At 54.6% G+C, this 17,560-nt stretch carries 24 protein-coding genes; all 24 read left to right on the top strand.

Annotated elements, in window-relative coordinates; translation table 11 throughout:
• Nucleotides 1–53: 53 nt before the first annotated feature.
• The 24 genes from rpoC to rpsE all read left to right on the top strand — a co-directional run bounded on the left by rpoC (nt 54) and on the right by rpsE (nt 17,560).
• A complete protein-coding gene (gene rpoC / locus HBO41_RS19825) occupies nt 54–4,253 on the top strand; it encodes a DNA-directed RNA polymerase subunit beta' (RefSeq protein WP_017135962.1) in 4,200 nt (1,399 codons plus the stop codon).
• A 217-nt stretch (nt 4,254–4,470) separates the two neighbouring features.
• Entirely contained in the window at nt 4,471–4,842 is a 372-nt protein-coding gene (gene rpsL, locus HBO41_RS19820) for a 30S ribosomal protein S12 (protein WP_002555494.1), read from the top strand.
• 118 nt (nt 4,843–4,960) lie between these two features.
• Entirely contained in the window at nt 4,961–5,431 is a 471-nt protein-coding gene (gene rpsG / locus HBO41_RS19815) for a 30S ribosomal protein S7 (RefSeq protein ID WP_002555493.1), read from the top strand.
• Nucleotides 5,432–5,461: 30 nt separating this feature from the next.
• The gene (fusA, locus tag HBO41_RS19810) at nt 5,462–7,567 is read left to right on the top strand and encodes an elongation factor G (RefSeq protein ID WP_010206921.1); all 2,106 of its coding nucleotides are present in this window, start codon (nt 5,462–5,464) and stop codon (nt 7,565–7,567) included.
• Between the two features lie 30 nt (nt 7,568–7,597).
• On the top strand, nt 7,598–8,791 hold the full coding sequence (gene tuf, locus HBO41_RS19805) for an elongation factor Tu (protein WP_003176426.1): 1,194 nt from the start codon (nt 7,598–7,600) through the stop codon (nt 8,789–8,791).
• A 159-nt stretch (nt 8,792–8,950) separates the two neighbouring features.
• Nucleotides 8,951–9,262, top strand: a complete 312-nt coding sequence (gene rpsJ, locus HBO41_RS19800) for a 30S ribosomal protein S10 (RefSeq protein ID WP_003186070.1) — start codon at nt 8,951–8,953, stop codon at nt 9,260–9,262.
• 81 nt (nt 9,263–9,343) lie between these two features.
• The gene (rplC, locus tag HBO41_RS19795; protein ID WP_003194649.1) at nt 9,344–9,979 is read left to right on the top strand and encodes a 50S ribosomal protein L3; all 636 of its coding nucleotides are present in this window, start codon (nt 9,344–9,346) and stop codon (nt 9,977–9,979) included.
• A 12-nt stretch (nt 9,980–9,991) separates the two neighbouring features.
• Nucleotides 9,992–10,594 carry a 50S ribosomal protein L4 gene (gene rplD / locus HBO41_RS19790; RefSeq protein WP_017135963.1) on the top strand — a complete coding sequence of 201 codons (603 nt, stop codon included), beginning with the start codon at nt 9,992–9,994 and terminating at the stop codon, nt 10,592–10,594.
• Entirely contained in the window at nt 10,591–10,890 is a 300-nt protein-coding gene (gene rplW, locus HBO41_RS19785; RefSeq protein WP_002555488.1) for a 50S ribosomal protein L23, read from the top strand. Before rplD ends, rplW begins: the two co-directional genes overlap by 4 nt.
• Before the next feature lie 14 nt (nt 10,891–10,904).
• Complete coding sequence (rplB, locus tag HBO41_RS19780) at nt 10,905–11,729, top strand: 50S ribosomal protein L2 (RefSeq protein WP_003176423.1); 825 nt, start codon at nt 10,905–10,907, stop codon at nt 11,727–11,729.
• 16 nt (nt 11,730–11,745) lie between these two features.
• Nucleotides 11,746–12,021: a 30S ribosomal protein S19 gene (rpsS, locus tag HBO41_RS19775; RefSeq protein WP_002555486.1), complete on the top strand. Its 276-nt coding sequence runs from the start codon at nt 11,746–11,748 to the stop codon at nt 12,019–12,021.
• Nucleotides 12,022–12,032: 11 nt separating this feature from the next.
• Complete coding sequence (gene rplV, locus HBO41_RS19770; RefSeq protein ID WP_003103908.1) at nt 12,033–12,365, top strand: 50S ribosomal protein L22; 333 nt, start codon at nt 12,033–12,035, stop codon at nt 12,363–12,365.
• A 13-nt stretch (nt 12,366–12,378) separates the two neighbouring features.
• Nucleotides 12,379–13,065, top strand: coding sequence for a 30S ribosomal protein S3 (gene rpsC, locus HBO41_RS19765; RefSeq protein ID WP_003176422.1), 687 nt, complete (start codon nt 12,379–12,381; stop codon nt 13,063–13,065).
• 12 nt (nt 13,066–13,077) lie between these two features.
• Nucleotides 13,078–13,491: a 50S ribosomal protein L16 gene (gene rplP, locus HBO41_RS19760; RefSeq protein WP_003232424.1), complete on the top strand. Its 414-nt coding sequence runs from the start codon at nt 13,078–13,080 to the stop codon at nt 13,489–13,491.
• Complete coding sequence (gene rpmC, locus HBO41_RS19755) at nt 13,491–13,682, top strand: 50S ribosomal protein L29 (protein WP_002555481.1); 192 nt, start codon at nt 13,491–13,493, stop codon at nt 13,680–13,682. Before rplP ends, rpmC begins: the two co-directional genes overlap by 1 nt.
• Before the next feature lie 2 nt (nt 13,683–13,684).
• Entirely contained in the window at nt 13,685–13,951 is a 267-nt protein-coding gene (gene rpsQ / locus HBO41_RS19750) for a 30S ribosomal protein S17 (protein WP_003176419.1), read from the top strand.
• 23 nt (nt 13,952–13,974) lie between these two features.
• Entirely contained in the window at nt 13,975–14,343 is a 369-nt protein-coding gene (rplN, locus tag HBO41_RS19745; protein ID WP_002555479.1) for a 50S ribosomal protein L14, read from the top strand.
• 11 nt (nt 14,344–14,354) lie between these two features.
• Nucleotides 14,355–14,669 (top strand): 50S ribosomal protein L24, encoded by a 315-nt coding sequence (gene rplX, locus HBO41_RS19740; RefSeq protein ID WP_003176416.1) that lies wholly within the window; start codon nt 14,355–14,357, stop codon nt 14,667–14,669.
• Nucleotides 14,670–14,689: 20 nt separating this feature from the next.
• Nucleotides 14,690–15,229 (top strand): 50S ribosomal protein L5, encoded by a 540-nt coding sequence (gene rplE, locus HBO41_RS19735; RefSeq protein ID WP_003176415.1) that lies wholly within the window; start codon nt 14,690–14,692, stop codon nt 15,227–15,229.
• A gap of 13 nt (nt 15,230–15,242) precedes the next feature.
• On the top strand, nt 15,243–15,548 hold the full coding sequence (gene rpsN / locus HBO41_RS19730; protein WP_003176414.1) for a 30S ribosomal protein S14: 306 nt from the start codon (nt 15,243–15,245) through the stop codon (nt 15,546–15,548).
• Between the two features lie 208 nt (nt 15,549–15,756).
• Nucleotides 15,757–16,149, top strand: a complete 393-nt coding sequence (gene rpsH, locus HBO41_RS19725) for a 30S ribosomal protein S8 (RefSeq protein ID WP_010566853.1) — start codon at nt 15,757–15,759, stop codon at nt 16,147–16,149.
• 12 nt (nt 16,150–16,161) lie between these two features.
• The gene (gene rplF, locus HBO41_RS19720; RefSeq protein ID WP_003176412.1) at nt 16,162–16,695 is read left to right on the top strand and encodes a 50S ribosomal protein L6; all 534 of its coding nucleotides are present in this window, start codon (nt 16,162–16,164) and stop codon (nt 16,693–16,695) included.
• Nucleotides 16,696–16,705: 10 nt separating this feature from the next.
• Nucleotides 16,706–17,056, top strand: a complete 351-nt coding sequence (rplR, locus tag HBO41_RS19715) for a 50S ribosomal protein L18 (protein ID WP_017135964.1) — start codon at nt 16,706–16,708, stop codon at nt 17,054–17,056.
• A gap of 3 nt (nt 17,057–17,059) precedes the next feature.
• Nucleotides 17,060–17,560 carry a 30S ribosomal protein S5 gene (rpsE, locus tag HBO41_RS19710; protein ID WP_003176409.1) on the top strand — a complete coding sequence of 167 codons (501 nt, stop codon included), beginning with the start codon at nt 17,060–17,062 and terminating at the stop codon, nt 17,558–17,560.

The following is a 17,560-nucleotide window of genomic DNA, read 5'->3' as shown; positions in this document are numbered from 1 at the left end:
AATCGAGAGCGGGGTTGTTTAGCCCGCTCTCTGCTCCGCCAGGAGGAAAGGCCTTGAAAGACCTACTGAATTTGCTGAAAAACCAGGGTCAAGTCGAAGAGTTCGACGCCATCCGTATTGGGTTGGCATCGCCTGAGATGATCCGTTCGTGGTCGTTCGGTGAAGTTAAAAAGCCGGAAACCATCAACTACCGTACGTTCAAACCTGAGCGTGACGGCCTGTTCTGCGCCAAGATCTTTGGCCCGGTAAAGGATTACGAGTGCCTGTGCGGTAAGTACAAGCGCTTGAAGCACCGTGGTGTGATCTGCGAGAAGTGCGGCGTTGAAGTTGCACTGGCCAAGGTTCGTCGTGAGCGCATGGCGCACATCGAACTGGCTTCGCCGGTTGCCCACATCTGGTTCCTGAAATCGCTGCCGTCCCGTATCGGCTTGCTGATGGACATGACCCTGCGTGATATCGAGCGCGTTCTCTACTTCGAGAGCTATGTCGTTATCGATCCAGGCATGACCACCCTTGAAAAAGGTCAGCTGCTGAACGACGAGCAGTACTTCGAAGCGCTGGAAGAATTCGGCGACGACTTTGATGCCCGTATGGGTGCCGAGGCTGTCCGCGAGCTGCTGCACGCTATCGACCTGGAGCACGAGATTGGCCGTCTGCGCGAAGAAATTCCGCAAACCAACTCCGAAACCAAGATCAAGAAGCTGTCCAAGCGTCTGAAGTTGATGGAAGCCTTCCAGGGTTCCGGCAACTTGCCAGAGTGGATGGTGCTGACCGTTCTGCCGGTTCTGCCGCCAGACCTGCGTCCGCTGGTACCGTTGGACGGTGGTCGTTTCGCGACGTCCGACCTCAACGACCTGTACCGCCGCGTGATCAACCGTAACAACCGCTTGAAGCGCCTGCTCGATCTGTCCGCTCCGGACATCATCGTGCGCAACGAAAAGCGTATGTTGCAAGAAGCTGTCGATGCCTTGCTCGACAACGGCCGTCGTGGCCGCGCTATCACCGGTTCCAACAAGCGTCCTCTGAAATCCCTGGCTGACATGATCAAGGGTAAGCAAGGTCGTTTCCGTCAGAACTTGCTCGGTAAGCGTGTTGACTACTCCGGTCGTTCGGTAATTACCGTAGGCCCGACCCTGCGTCTGCACCAGTGCGGTCTGCCCAAGAAGATGGCACTTGAGCTGTTCAAGCCATTCATCTTCGGCAAGCTGGAAATGCGCGGTCTCGCGACCACCATCAAAGCGGCCAAGAAAATGGTCGAGCGCGAACTGCCAGAGGTTTGGGACGTTCTCGCTGAAGTGATTCGCGAACACCCGGTTCTCCTCAACCGTGCACCGACCCTTCACCGTCTGGGTATCCAGGCGTTTGAACCAGTACTGATCGAAGGTAAGGCTATCCAGCTGCACCCTCTGGTCTGTGCTGCGTACAACGCCGACTTCGACGGCGACCAAATGGCCGTGCACGTACCGCTGACACTGGAAGCCCAGTTGGAAGCGCGCGCGTTGATGATGTCGACCAACAACATTCTGTCGCCAGCCAACGGTGAGCCAATCATCGTTCCGTCGCAGGACGTTGTATTGGGTCTGTACTACATGACTCGTGAAGCGATCAACGCCAAAGGTGAAGGTCGTGTGTTCGCTGACCTGCAAGAAGTTGACCGTGTGTTCCGTGCCGGCGAAGCCGCACTGCACGCCAAGGTCAAAGTGCGGATCAACGAAACCGTCAACGACCGTGATGGCGGCAGCGTGAGCGGCACCCGTATTGTCGACACCACTGTCGGCCGTGCCTTGCTGTATCAAGTTGTGCCAAAAGGCCTGTCGTACGACGTCGTCAACTTGCCGATGAAGAAAAAGGCGATCTCCAAGCTGATCAACCAGTGCTACCGCGTGGTTGGTTTGAAAGAGACCGTGATCTTCGCTGACCAGCTGATGTACACCGGCTTTGCTTATTCGACCATTTCCGGCGTTTCCATCGGTGTTAACGACTTCGTTATCCCGGATGAAAAAGCCCAGATCATCAATGCTGCAACTGATGAAGTGAAAGAAATCGAAAGCCAGTACGCCTCCGGCCTGGTAACCCAGGGCGAGAAGTACAACAAAGTGATCGACCTTTGGTCCAAGGCCAACGACGAAGTGTCGAAGGCGATGATGGCTAACCTCTCGAAAGAGAAGGTTATCGACCGTCATGGCGTAGAAGTCGATCAAGAGTCGTTCAACTCGATGTACATGATGGCCGACTCGGGCGCACGGGGTTCTGCTGCGCAGATCCGTCAGCTCGCCGGTATGCGTGGCCTGATGGCCAAGCCGGACGGCTCCATCATCGAAACGCCGATTACTGCGAACTTCCGTGAAGGTTTGAGCGTACTTCAGTACTTCATCTCCACTCACGGTGCTCGTAAGGGTCTTGCGGATACCGCGTTGAAAACGGCTAACTCCGGTTACCTGACTCGTCGTCTGGTAGACGTTGCGCAAGACTTGGTTGTGACTGAAGTTGACTGCGGCACCGAACACGGTCTGCTGATGACTCCGCACATCGAAGGCGGCGACGTTGTAGAACCGTTGGGTGAGCGCGTACTGGGTCGAGTAATTGCCCGTGACGTATTCAAGCCAGGTACCGAGGAAGTTATCGTTCCTGCTGGCACCCTGGTGGATGAAAAGTGGGTCGAGTTCATCGAACTCAACAGCATCGACGAAGTGATTGTTCGCTCGCCGATCAGCTGCGAAACCCGCTACGGCATTTGCGCCAAGTGCTACGGCCGTGACTTGGCTCGTGGTCACCAGGTGAACATCGGTGAAGCGGTTGGCGTAATTGCTGCCCAGTCCATCGGTGAGCCGGGTACCCAGCTGACCATGCGTACGTTCCACATCGGTGGTGCGGCAAGCCGGACCTCCGCAGCTGACAGCGTTCAGGTGAAGAACGGCGGTACTGTCCGTCTGCACAACCTGAAACACGTTGAGCGAGTGGATGGTTGCCTGGTTGCTGTGTCCCGTTCCGGTGAGCTGGCAATCGCTGATGACTACGGTCGTGAGCGCGAGCGTTACAAGCTGCCGTACGGTGCTGTGATCTCGGTTAAAGAAGGTGACAAGGTCGACGCTGGCGCAATCGTGGCCAAGTGGGATCCGCACACTCACCCAATCGTTACCGAAATGAAAGGTACCGTGACCTACGTGGGCATGGAAGAAGGCATCACGATCAAGCGTCAGACTGACGAATTGACCGGTATGACCAACATTGAAGTACTCGACGCGAAAGATCGTCCAGCTGCCGGTAAAGACATCCGTCCTGCCGTTAAGATGGTTGACGATAACGGCAAGGACTTGTTGCTGCCAGGCACTGACGTAATTGCTCAGTACTTCCTGCCAGCCAACGCCCTGGTCGGTGTAGCGGATGGTGCGAAGATCGCGATCGGTGATGTTATCGCGCGTATCCCGCAAGAAACTTCGAAGACTCGCGACATCACCGGTGGTCTGCCGCGTGTTGCCGACTTGTTCGAAGCTCGTCGTCCGAAAGAAGCGTCGATTCTGGCTGAAGTCAGCGGCACCATCGCGTTCGGTAAAGAGACCAAAGGCAAGCGCCGTCTGGTCATTACCCCGAACGATGGTACTGATCCGTACGAAGAGCTGATTCCGAAGTGGCGTCACCTGAACGTCTTCGAAGGCGAACAGGTAAACCGCGGCGAAGTTATCTCCGACGGCCCGAGCGATCCACACGACATCCTGCGTCTGCTGGGTGTGAGTGCGCTGGCCAAGTACATCGTTAACGAGATCCAGGACGTTTACCGTCTGCAAGGCGTGAAGATCAACGATAAGCACATCGAGACCATCCTGCGTCAGATGCTGCGTAAAGTTGAAATCGCTGAATCCGGCGATTCCAGTTTCATCAAGGGCGACCAGATGGAACTGACTCACGTACTGGTAGAAAACGAACGTCTGGGCGCGGAAGACAAATTTGTCTCCAAGTTCACTCGTGTGTTGCTGGGTATCACCAAGGCGTCGTTGTCCACTGAGTCGTTCATCTCGGCGGCCTCCTTCCAGGAGACCACTCGCGTACTGACCGAAGCAGCGGTAACCGGCAAGCGCGATTACCTGCGCGGCCTGAAAGAAAACGTAGTCGTGGGTCGTTTGATCCCGGCAGGTACCGGTTTGGCTTACCACAGCGAGCGCAAGCGCCGCCGTGATGCTGACAAGCCGCTGCGCGTAAGCGCCAGTGAAGTGGAAGCTGCACTGACCGAAGCGCTGAACTCAAGCGGTAACTGAGTTCTGCGATAAATAAGTCTGGGCCCTGGCAGCCCCCGTTCGTCGGATCGAGGCATTTTTGTCCCGGTTCGATGAGAGGGGAGGTCGGGGCCTTGCCTTGACTGGGGGCAAGATCCTCTTTAGACTCTTGTACCCCTAAATTTGGCGGGAATTCGTTCCTGCCATTTTGCTTTTCTTGCAAGACAATAGCGTCGCAAGACAACAGTGGAGCTAGTAGATGGCAACTATCAACCAGCTGGTACGTCAGCCGCGTAAGCGTATCGTCGAGAAATCCGACGTACCTGCGCTGCAGAACTGCCCGCAACGTCGTGGCGTATGCACTCGTGTGTATACCACCACGCCGAAAAAACCTAACTCGGCACTGCGTAAAGTATGCCGTGTGCGTCTGACCAACGGTTTCGAGGTTTCCTCGTACATCGGCGGTGAAGGCCACAACCTGCAAGAGCACAGCGTGGTACTGATCCGCGGCGGTCGTGTAAAAGACTTGCCAGGTGTTCGTTACCACACCGTACGCGGCTCCTTGGATACTTCCGGCGTTAAAGGTCGTAACCAGGGTCGTTCGAAGTACGGTACCAAGAAGCCTAAGTAGTAGCGGCTTTTTGTAAAACTGAATCATCTTATTTTCTGAGTCGATAAGAGTAAGGTCGGAGGCGTCCCGAAAGGGCACCGATTCCGAGCGAACCTGAAGACCGTTTGAGGGCTTATCCATGCCAAGAAGACGCGTAGCAGCCAAGCGCGAAGTGCTTGACGATCCAAAATACGGAAGCCAAATTCTGGCCAAGTTCATGAACCACGTGATGGAAAGCGGCAAGAAAGCCGTTGCCGAGCGTATCGTTTATGGCGCGCTGGAAAAGGTTAAAGAACGCAAGAACAGCGACCCCCTGGAAATCTTCGAGAAAGCTCTCGACGCCATCGCTCCGCTGGTCGAAGTGAAGTCGCGCCGTGTAGGCGGTGCTACTTACCAGGTTCCGGTCGAAGTTCGTCCGTCCCGTCGTAACGCTCTGGCAATGCGCTGGTTGGTAGACTTCGCCCGTAAGCGCGGCGAGAAGTCTATGGCTCTGCGTTTGGCCGGCGAGCTGTTGGACGCCGCTGAAGGTAAAGGTGCTGCTGTTAAGAAGCGTGAAGACGTGCACCGTATGGCTGAAGCTAACAAAGCTTTCTCGCACTACCGCTTCTAATCTTAGCTTCACTAATTTTGCGAGGGCTTTATGGCTCGTACTACTCCGATTAGCCGCTACCGTAACATCGGTATCGTTGCTCACGTGGATGCTGGTAAAACCACCACCACCGAGCGCGTACTGTTTTACACCGGCAAAAGTCACAAAATGGGCGAGGTGCATGACGGCGCCGCGACCACAGACTGGATGGTTCAGGAGCAGGAGCGTGGTATTACCATTACTTCTGCTGCTATTACCGCCTTCTGGAAGGGTTCCGAGAAGCAGTACAAAGACGAGCATCGCTTCAACGTAATCGATACACCAGGCCACGTAGACTTCACCATTGAAGTTGAGCGTTCCCTGCGCGTACTCGACGGCGCTGTCGTTGTGTTCTGCGGTACCTCGGGTGTTGAGCCTCAGTCGGAAACCGTATGGCGTCAAGCCAACAAGTACGGCGTTCCACGTCTTGTTTACGTAAACAAGATGGACCGTGCTGGTGCCAACTTCCTGCGCGTGATCGGTCAGATCAAACAGCGCCTGGGTCACACTCCGGTGCCAATTCAATTGGCAATCGGCTCCGAAGACAACTTCCAGGGTCAGATCGATCTGATCAACATGGAAGCTGTTTACTGGAATGACTCCGACAAAGGTATGGTTCCTGTTCGTAAGCCTATCCCTGCAGAACTGCAGGAACTGGCTGACGAGTGGCGCAACAACATGGTTGAGGCTGCGGCCGAAGCCAGCGAAGAGCTGATGAACAAGTACCTCGAGGGTGAAGAACTCACCAACGTGGAAATCAAGGCCGCTCTGCGTCAGCGTACTATCGCTGGTGAGATCGTCTTGGCTGTTTGCGGTTCCTCGTTCAAGAACAAGGGCGTTCCCCTGGTTCTCGATGCTGTGATCGACTACCTGCCTGCTCCAACCGATATTCCTGCTATCAAGGGTACCAACCCTGATAACGAGGAAGAAGAAATGGAGCGTCATGCAGACGACAGCGAGCCGTTCTCGGCCCTGGCGTTCAAGATCGCTACCGACCCATTCGTGGGTACTTTGACCTTCGTCCGTGTTTACTCGGGCGTGTTGGCATCCGGCGACGGCGTGATCAACTCGGTTAAAGGTAAGAAAGAGCGCGTGGGTCGTATGGTGCAAATGCACGCAAACGCCCGTGAAGAGATCAAGGAAGTACGCGCTGGTGACATCGCGGCCCTGATCGGCATGAAGGACGTCACCACTGGTGAGACTTTGTGCGACGCTGCCAAGCCAATCATCCTGGTTCGCATGGACTTCCCGGAGCCGGTTATTTCGGTTGCCGTAGAGCCTAAGACCAAGGATGACCAGGAAAAAATGGGTATCGCTTTGGGCAAACTTGCTCAGGAAGATCCATCTTTCCGCGTCAAGACTGATGAAGAGACTGGTCAAACGATCATCTCCGGCATGGGCGAGCTGCATCTGGACATCCTGGTTGACCGGATGCGCCGTGAGTTCAACGTCGAAGCCAACATCGGTAAGCCTCAGGTTTCCTATCGTGAGCGCATCACGAAGAACTGTGAAATCGAAGGCAAGTTCGTTCGTCAGTCCGGCGGTCGTGGTCAGTTCGGTCACTGCTGGATCCGTTTTGCTCCTGCTGACGAAGGTCAGGAAGGTCTGCAATTCGTGAACGAAGTAGTGGGTGGTGTTGTTCCTAAGGAATACATCCCTGCTATCCAGAAGGGTATCGAAGAGCAGATGAAGAACGGTGTTGTTGCCGGCTATCCGCTGATCGGCCTGAAAGCAACCGTTTTTGACGGTTCTTACCACGACGTCGACTCCAACGAGATGGCGTTTAAGGTGGCTGCTTCCATGGCAACCAAGCAACTGGCCCAGAAGGGTGGTGGTGAGTTGCTTGAGCCAATCATGGCGGTAGAAGTTGTTACACCTGAAGACTATATGGGTGATGTCATGGGCGACCTTAACCGTCGTCGCGGCATGATCTTGGGTATGGAAGACACGGTTTCCGGCAAAGTGATTCGCGCCGAGGTTCCGTTGGGTGAGATGTTCGGTTATGCGACCGACGTTCGCTCCATGTCCCAGGGTCGCGCAAGCTACTCTATGGAATTCAAAAAATACAACACAGCTCCGGCGCACATCGCTGAAACTGTATCCAAAAAACAAGGCTGATTCAGTCCTTTAGGCAAGGAGTTAATTGTCGTGGCTAAAGAAAAATTTGATCGTTCCCTACCGCACGTCAACGTTGGCACCATCGGTCACGTTGACCACGGTAAAACCACTCTGACTGCTGCTCTGACTCGCGTTTGCTCCGAAGTGTTCGGTTCCGCAATCGTTGATTTCGATAAAATCGACAGCGCGCCAGAAGAAAAAGCTCGTGGTATCACCATCAACACTGCGCACGTTGAATACAACTCGCTGATCCGTCACTACGCTCACGTTGACTGCCCAGGTCACGCTGACTATGTGAAGAACATGATCACCGGTGCTGCCCAGATGGACGGCGCGATCCTGGTTTGCTCGGCCGCTGATGGTCCGATGCCACAAACCCGTGAGCACATCCTGCTGTCCCGTCAGGTAGGCGTTCCGTACATCGTGGTTTACCTGAACAAGGCCGACCTGGTAGACGACGCTGAGCTGCTGGAACTGGTTGAGATGGAAGTGCGCGATCTGCTGAGCACTTACGACTTCCCAGGCGACGACACTCCGATCATCATCGGTTCTGCTCGTATGGCTCTGGAAGGCAAAGACGACAACGAAATGGGCACCACGTCCGTTCGTAAACTGGTTGAGACTCTGGACAGCTACATCCCAGATCCAGTTCGTGTTATCGACAAGCCGTTCCTGATGCCAATCGAAGACGTATTCTCGATCTCCGGTCGCGGTACTGTTGTAACTGGTCGTATCGAGCGCGGTATCGTCAAGGTTCAAGATCCACTGGAAATCGTTGGTCTGCGTGACACTACCGTCACCACCTGCACCGGTGTTGAAATGTTCCGTAAACTGCTCGACGAAGGTCGTGCTGGCGAGAACTGCGGCGTTCTGCTGCGTGGTACCAAGCGTGACGACGTTGAGCGTGGCCAGGTTCTGGTTAAGCCAGGTTCGGTTAAGCCGCACACCAAGTTCGAAGCTGAAGTGTACGTGCTGAGCAAAGAAGAAGGCGGCCGTCACACTCCGTTCTTCAAAGGCTACCGTCCACAGTTCTACTTCCGTACTACCGACGTAACCGGTAACTGCGAACTGCCGGAAGGCGTAGAAATGGTAATGCCAGGCGACAACATCAAAATGGTTGTCACCCTGATCAAAACCATCGCTATGGAAGACGGCCTGCGTTTCGCAATCCGTGAAGGCGGCCGTACCGTTGGTGCTGGCGTTGTAGCTAAAATCATCGAGTAATTATCTCTTCTGAGATAGCTCTGATGTTTTGAAAAGGCCCCCGCTCAGCGGGGGCCTTTTTTATTGGGTTGACACCTATCAGGGCCGTCTATAGAATTGCGCCTCCTTTTAACGGGCGTATTGCGCTCGCTGGGAATAGCAGCCGGAGTCTGAAATCCAATGCAAAATCAGCAAATCCGTATCAGGTTGAAGGCTTTTGACCATCGCCTGATCGACCAATCCACCCAGGAAATCGTGGAAACCGCGAAACGTACTGGTGCTCAAGTGCGTGGTCCAATTCCACTGCCTACCCGTAAAGAGCGGTTCACCGTTCTGGTCTCCCCGCACGTCAACAAAGACGCGCGTGACCAGTACGAGATCCGTACTCATAAGCGCGTACTGGACATCGTCCAGCCAACGGATAAAACCGTTGATGCACTTATGAAGCTTGATCTGGCGGCCGGTGTGGAAGTACAGATCAGCCTCGGCTAAGACTTGGGTCTTAGTCGTGTAACGCTCTGAAATGGGCGGCCATAGCGGGTGAAAGCCCCGTACACTCATGAGGTTTACAACATGACTATTGGTGTAGTCGGTCGTAAATGCGGTATGACCCGTATTTTCACCGAAGAAGGTGTCTCCATTCCGGTCACGGTCATTGAGATCGAGCCGAATCGCGTCACCCAGTTCAAAACTGAAGAAACCGATGGCTATCGTGCAGTGCAAGTCACTGTCGGCGAGCGTCGTGCTTCGCGCGTGACTGCTGCTCAAGCAGGTCACTTCGCTAAAGCAAACGTTGCAGCTGGTCGCACTGTTATGGAGTTCCGTCTCGAAGACGGCGACTACCAGGCTGGCGATCTGATCAACGCTGAAATCTTCGCCGCTGGTCAACTGGTTGATGTAACCGGTCAGTCCAAGGGTAAAGGCTTCCAGGGTACGATCAAGCGTTGGAATTTCCGTGGCCAAGACAACACTCACGGTAACTCCGTTTCCCACCGCGTCCCGGGCTCTATTGGCCAGTGCCAGACTCCTGGTCGTGTATTCAAGGGCAAAAAAATGTCCGGTCATATGGGCGCTGAGCGCGTGACCGTGCAGTCCCTCGAAGTAGTGCGCGTCGACGCTGAACGCAATCTGTTGTTGGTCAAGGGTGCTGTTCCTGGCGCTACTGGCGGCAACCTGGTTGTACGTCCAGCGGCCAAGGCTCGCGGTTAAGGGGAAGCTGACATGCAATTAAATGTAAATGACGCTCAAGCGATCGAAGTTTCCGAACTGACATTTGGCGGCGAATTCAACGAGACGCTGGTTCACCAAGCAGTCGTGGCCTACATGGCCGGCGGCCGTCAAGGTAGCAAGCAGCAAAAGACCCGTTCCGACGTACGTGGTGGCGGTAAGCGCCCTTGGCGTCAGAAAGGTACTGGCCGTGCTCGTGCCGGTACTATCCGTAGCCCAATCTGGCGTGGCGGCGGTACCACTTTCGCAGCTCGTCCACAGGATCACACTCAGAAGCTCAACAAGAAGATGTATCGCGCAGCACTGCGCTCCATCCTTGCTGAACTCGTGCGTACTGATCGTCTGGTCGTGGTTCAAGACTTCGCTGTTGAAAGTCCAAAAACCAAAGATCTGCTGGGCAAACTGAACAACATGAGCCTGACCGACGTTTTGATCGTGTCGGAAGCTGTTGATCAGAACCTGTACCTGGCTGCTCGCAACCTGCCACACGTTGATGTACGTGACGTGCAAGGTTCCGATCCAGTTAGTCTGATCGCATACGACAAGGTGTTGATCACCGTGTCGGCCGTGAAGAAATTCGAGGAGCTGCTGGGATGAACCAGGAACGCGTATTTAAAGTTCTGCTTGGCCCGCACGTTTCCGAAAAGGCTACGGTTCTGGCTGACAAGAAAGGCCAGTTCGTTTTCAAGGTTGCAACTGACGCAACCAAGCTGGAAATCAAGAAGGCCGTCGAAAGCCTGTTCAGCGTGAAAGTAGAGCGTGTTACTACCCTGAATGTTCTGGGTAAGAGCAAGCGCACTGCTCGCGGTCTGGGCAAGCGTAATGACTGGAAGAAGGCAGTTATCTCCCTTCAGCCAGGCCAAGATCTCGATTTCAGCAGCAGTGCTGAGTAAGGAAGGGGTGCATCATGGCAATCGTTAAATGCAAACCGACTTCCCCTGGCCGCCGTTTTGTGGTCAAGGTGGTCAACCAGGAGCTGCATAAAGGCGCTCCTCACGCACCGCTGCTCGAGAAAAAATCGAAGACTGGTGGTCGTAACAACAATGGTCGTATTACCACTCGTCACATCGGTGGTGGCCATAAGCAGCATTATCGTCTGGTCGATTTCCGTCGCAACGACAAAGATGGCATCTCTGCCACTGTCGAGCGTATCGAATACGATCCAAACCGTACTGCTCACATCGCTCTGCTGCTGTACGCAGATGGCGAGCGTCGCTACATCATCGCCCCTAAAGGCGTGAGTGCTGGTGACCAGCTGATCGCAGGTGCTTTGGCACCGATCAAGCCGGGCAACGCTCTGCAACTGCGTAACATTCCAGTTGGTAGCACCGTACACGGCATCGAATTGAAGCCAGGTAAAGGCGCGCAAATCGCTCGTTCCGCTGGTGCTTCGGCTCAGCTGATCGCTCGTGAAGGTGTCTACGTGACCCTGCGTCTGCGTTCTGGTGAGATGCGTAAAGTGCTGGCTGAATGCCGCGCGACCTTGGGCGAAGTCTCGAACTCCGAGCACAGCCTGCGTTCGCTGGGTAAAGCTGGTGCCAAACGCTGGCGTGGCGTTCGCCCAACCGTTCGTGGTGTTGCCATGAACCCGGTTGACCACCCACACGGTGGTGGTGAAGGTCGTACCTCTGGTGGTCGTCATCCGGTATCGCCATGGGGCTTCCCGACTAAGGGCGCGAAGACTCGTGGTAATAAGCGTACCGACAAAATGATCGTCCGTCGTCGCAAGTAAATAGAGGGATACGACAGTGCCACGTTCTCTGAAAAAAGGTCCTTTTATTGATCTTCACCTACTGAAGAAGATCGAAGTGGCGGCGGAAAAGAACGATCGCAAACCAGTTAAGACCTGGTCGCGTCGTTCGATGATCCTGCCACAAATGGTCGGTCTGACCATCGCAGTACACAACGGTCGCCAACACGTCCCAGTTCTCGTTAACGAAGACATGGTCGGCCACAAACTGGGCGAGTTTGCCGGTACCCGCACTTATCGTGGGCACGTGGCAGACAAGAAAGCCAAGCGTTAAGGGGTTAGGAAATGGAAGTAGCCGCTAAGTTGTCGGGCGCTCGAATCTCCGCCCAGAAAGCCCGCTTGGTCGCCGACCAGATCCGCGGGAAGAAGGTGGGCGAAGCGCTCAACCTGTTGGCTTTCAGCAGTAAGAAAGCCGCCGAGATCATGAAGAAAGTGCTGGAGTCGGCCGTAGCCAACGCCGAGCATAACGAAGGCGCAGACGTTGATGACCTGAAGGTCAGCACCGTTTTCGTCAACGAAGGGCGTTCGCTGAAGCGCATCATGCCACGTGCCAAAGGCCGTGCTGATCGCATCGTCAAGCGGTCTTGCCATATCACTGTCAAGGTTGCTGACAAGTAACGGAGTCGAAGAGATGGGTCAGAAAGTACATCCCATTGGCATTCGCCTGGGAATCGTCAAGGAGCACACCTCCGTCTGGTACGCAGACGGTCGGACTTATGCGGACTATTTGTTCGCTGATCTGAAGGTGCGTGAGTATCTCCAAGACAAACTAAAAAGCGCGTCCGTAAGCCGTATCGATATCCATCGTCCGGCACAAACTGCACGTATCACCATCCACACCGCTCGTCCAGGTATCGTTATCGGGAAGAAAGGTGAAGATGTTGAGAAACTGCGTCAGGACCTGACCAAGCAAATGGGTGTGCCTGTGCACATCAATATCGAAGAGATCCGTAAGCCGGAGCTCGACGGTATGCTGGTTGCGCAGAGCGTAGCTCAGCAGCTGGAGCGTCGTGTAATGTTCCGTCGCGCTATGAAGCGCGCTGTACAGAACGCCATGCGCATTGGTGCCAAAGGCATCAAAATCCAAGTGAGCGGTCGTCTCGGCGGTGCTGAAATCGCACGTACTGAATGGTATCGCGAAGGTCGTGTGCCACTGCACACCCTGCGTGCCGACATCGACTATGCCAACTACGAAGCTCACACCACTTACGGTGTGATCGGTGTAAAGGTTTGGATCTTCAAGGGCGAAGTAATTGGTGGTCGCCAAGAAGAACTGAAACCACAAGCACCAGCGCCTCGTAAAAAAGCTGCTAAGTAAGGGGTACGCCAAATGTTGCAACCTAAGCGTACGAAGTTCCGCAAGCAGATGACAGGCCACAACCGTGGTCTGGCTCAGCGCGGTAGCAAAGTCAGCTTCGGCGAGTTCGCGCTGAAGTCTGTAGCTCGTGGTCGTCTCACCGCTCGTCAGATCGAGTCAGCGCGTCGTGCACTGACCCGTCACGTAAAACGTGGCGGCAAGATCTGGATCCGTGTATTCCCGGACAAGCCGATCTCCAAAAAGCCTCTCGAGGTTCGGATGGGTAAAGGTAAGGGTAACGTGGAATACTGGGTAGCCCAGATTCAGCCAGGCAAAGTCCTGTATGAAATCGAGGGTGTAACTGAAGAGCTGGCGCGTGAGGCTTTTGCCCTGGCTGCTGCAAAGCTGCCGCTCGCCACCGCCTTTGTTAAACGGACGGTGATGTGATGAAAGCGAATGAACTTCGTGAAAAATCCGCACAGCAGCTGAACGAGCAACTGCTCGGCCTGCTGCGCGACCAGTTCAATCTGCGTATGCAGAAAGCAACTGGCCAGTTGGGGCAGTCTCATCTGCTCTCGCAAGTTAAGCGTGACATCGCTCGCGTGAAGACTGTGCTCAACCAGCAGGCAGGTAAGTGATCATGGCTGAAGCCGAAAAGACTGTCCGTACGCTGACTGGCCGTGTTGTCAGCGACAAGATGGACAAAACCATCACCGTACTGATCGAGCGTCGCGTTAAGCACCCGATCTACGGTAAATATGTTAAGCGTTCGACTAAGCTGCACGCGCACGACGAAACCAACCAGTGCCACATCGGCGACAAAGTCACTATTCGTGAAACTCGTCCGCTGGCCAAGACCAAGTCTTGGGCACTGGTTGATGTTCTCGAACGCGCTGTGGAAGTCTAAGGACTAGGGGTCGGAGAAATTATATGATTCAGACTCAATCCATGCTCGATGTGGCCGATAACAGCGGCGCTCGCCGTGTTATGTGCATCAAGGTGCTGGGTGGCTCCCATCGTCGTTACGCTGGTATCGGTGACATCATCAAAGTTACCGTGAAGGAAGCAATTCCTCGCGGTAAAGTGAAAAAAGGCCAAGTGATGACTGCTGTTGTAGTCCGCACTCGTCACGGCGTACGCCGTGCTGATGGCTCCATTATCCGCTTTGATGGCAACGCTGCTGTTCTTCTGAACAACAAGCAAGAGCCGATCGGCACCCGTATCTTTGGGCCAGTGACCCGTGAACTTCGTACTGAGAAGTTCATGAAGATCGTCTCGCTCGCCCCAGAAGTGCTGTAAGGAGATCCGACATGCAAAAGATTCGTCGTGACGACGAGATCATCGTGATCGCCGGCAAAGACAAAGGTAAGCGCGGTAAGGTGCTTAAGGTTCTCGCTAATAACCGTCTGGTTATCGGCGGTCTGAACCTGGTTAAGCGTCATACCAAGCCTAACCCGATGTCGGGCGTACAAGGCGGTATCGTCGAAAAAGAAGCTCCACTGGACGCTTCTAACGTCGCCATTTTCAACGGCGAAACCAACAAGGCTGACCGCGTTGGTTTCAAAGTAGAAGACGGCAAGAAAATTCGTGTCTTCAAGTCGACCCAAAAAGCGGTTGATGCTTGAACACTGCTAGGTAGAAGACCATGGCACGACTAAAAGAGATTTACTGGAAAGAAATCGCACCGAAACTTAAGGAAGAACTTAAGCTTTCGAACGTGATGGAAGTTCCACGCGTTACCAAAATCACCCTGAACATGGGTCTGGGCGAAGCGGTCGGTGACAAAAAAGTCATCGAGCACGCTGTTGCTGACCTGGAAAAGATCACCGGTCAAAAAGTCGTTGTGACTTACGCTCGGAAATCCATCGCTGGCTTTAAAGTCCGTGAAGGTTGGCCGATCGGCGTCAAAGTGACTCTGCGCCGTGAGCGTATGTATGAATTCCTGGATCGTCTGCTGTCGATCTCCCTGCCTCGGGTTCGCGACTTCCGCGGCCTGAATGCCAAGTCCTTCGATGGTCGTGGTAACTACAGCATGGGCGTGAAAGAGCAGATCATCTTCCCGGAAATCGACTACGACAAGATCGATGCTCTCCGCGGTCTGGACATCACCCTGACCACCACTGCCAAGAACGATGATGAAGGTCGCGCCCTGTTGCGTGCTTTCAAATTCCCGTTCCGCAACTGATTGGAGTAGGACCATGGCCAAGATGAGCATGAAAAACCGCGAGCTGAAGCGTCAGCTCACGGTTGCCAAGTACGCCAAGAAGCGTGCAGCACTGAAAGCAATCATCGTTGATCTGAACGCAAGTCCAGAAGCGCGCTGGGAAGCTACAGTTGCTCTGCAGAAGCAGCCACGTGACGCAAGCGCTTCGCGCATGCGTAACCGCTGCCGCCTGACCGGTCGTCCACACGGCGTTTACCGCAAGTTCGGCCTCGGCCGTAACAAACTGCGTGAAGCGGCAATGCGTGGTGACGTACCAGGTCTGGTTAAAGCCAGCTGGTAAGTACTTTCAGCGTCCAGGTGGGCAGAATCGCAAGATACTGACCGCCGGTGACCTTGAATCTGGATCAAGCCCCTTTTGGGGCTTGTTTCATTTCCGGAGTATGTCTAAAATACGCGGCTCGCCTGAGCCCGTGTTTTTTATGGCCGGAGATTCTCGGCGACATATGTAGCCGCAAGGCTAATTTTTTTGTATTAGGAGCGTCTAGCCCATGAGTATGCAGGACCCGTTAGCGGACATGCTAACTCGTATCCGTAATGCCCAGATGGCTGAAAAGTCCGTCGTAAGCATGCCATCTTCCAAGTTGAAGGTAGCTGTTGCCAAAGTCCTGAAAGACGAAGGCTACATTGCGGGTTATCAGATCAGCAGCGAAACCAAGCCACTGCTGTCCATCGAGCTGAAGTACTTCGAAGGCCGTTCGGTCATTGAAGAAGTGAAGCGCGTTAGCCGTCCAGGCCTGCGTCAGTACAAGTCCGCTGAAGATCTGCCGAAAGTTCGTGGCGGTCTGGGCGTGTCTATCGTCTCCACCAACAAAGGTGTGATGACGGATCGTGCTGCGCGCGCTGCCGGTGTCGGCGGCGAAGTTCTTTGCACTGTGTTCTAAGGGGGGATAAGCATGTCTCGCGTCGCTAAGAACCCCGTTAAGCTGCCAGCCGGTGTCGAAGTAAAATTCGCAGGCCAACAGCTTTCGGTGAAGGGTGCCAAGGGCACTCTTGAACTGAACATCCATTCGTCCGTTGAGATCGTTGAAGAAGCTGGTGAGCTGCGTTTCGCTGCTCGCAATGGCGATCAACAAACTCGCGCAATGGCCGGTACCACGCGTGCGTTGGTAAACAACATGGTCCAAGGCGTAAGCCAAGGCTTCGAGCGTAAGCTCCAGCTGGTCGGTGTTGGTTACAAAGCGCAAGCAAAAGGCACGGTTTTGAACCTGGCCCTTGGCTTCTCGCACCCAGTGGATTACGAACTGCCGGAAGGCATCACCGCTGAGACCCCCAGCCAAACCGATATCCTGATCAAGGGTATTGATAAGCAGCTGGTAGGTCAGGTGGCCGCTGAGATCCGCGACTTCCGTCCACCAGAGCCGTACAAAGGCAAAGGTGTGCGCTACGCGGACGAAGTCGTCCGTCGTAAAGAAGCCAAGAAGAAGTAGGGCATAGCAAATGACCGACAAAAAAGTTACTCGACTGCGTCGCGCTCGCAAAGCACGCCTGAAAATGCACGAACTCGAAGTCGTGCGTCTCTGCGTGTACCGCTCGTCGCAGCACATCTACGCCCAGGTCATCTCGGCCGACGGCAACAAAGTCCTGGCCAGCGCCTCGACTTTGGATAAAGAACTGCGTGATGGTGCCACCGGCAACATCGACGCGGCCACAAAGGTTGGCCAGCTGGTCGCTACACGTGCTAAGGCCGTGGGCGTCTCGCAAGTGGCTTTCGACCGCTCTGGCTTCAAGTACCACGGTCGCGTGAAAGCGCTGGCTGATGCTGCTCGTGAAGCTGGGCTGGAGTTCTAAGTTATGTCAAATAACGACCAAAAGCGCGACGAAGGCTACATTGAGAAGCTGGTTCAAGTTAACCGCGTAGCCAAAACCGTTAAAGGCGGCCGTATCTTCACTTTCACCGCGTTGACCGTGGTAGGTGATGGTAAAGGGCGTGTTGGCTTCGGCCGTGGCAAGTCACGTGAAGTGCCTGCCGCGATCCAGAAGGCAATGGAAGCTGCTCGTCGCAACATGATCCAAGTTGATCTGAACGGCACCACGCTGCAGTACGCAATGAAGTCCGCTCACGGCGCTTCGAAGGTGTACATGCAGCCTGCTTCTGAAGGTACCGGTATCATCGCTGGCGGCGCTATGCGTGCTGTCCTCGAGGTTGCTGGCGTTCAGAACGTTCTGGCCAAGTGCTACGGCTCGACTAACCCGGTAAACGTGGTTCACGCCACTTTCAAGGGTTTGAAAGCTATGCAATCTCCTGAGTCCATCGCTGCCAAGCGTGGTCTGACTGTCAAGGAGATCTTCTGA

The organism is Pseudomonas sp. WS 5146 (assembly GCF_012985495.1).
Lineage (GTDB): Bacteria > Pseudomonadota > Gammaproteobacteria > Pseudomonadales > Pseudomonadaceae > Aquipseudomonas > Aquipseudomonas edaphica.
The sequence above is the reverse complement of the archived record's forward strand: the minus strand, read 5'-3'. Positions and strand labels throughout refer to the sequence as shown.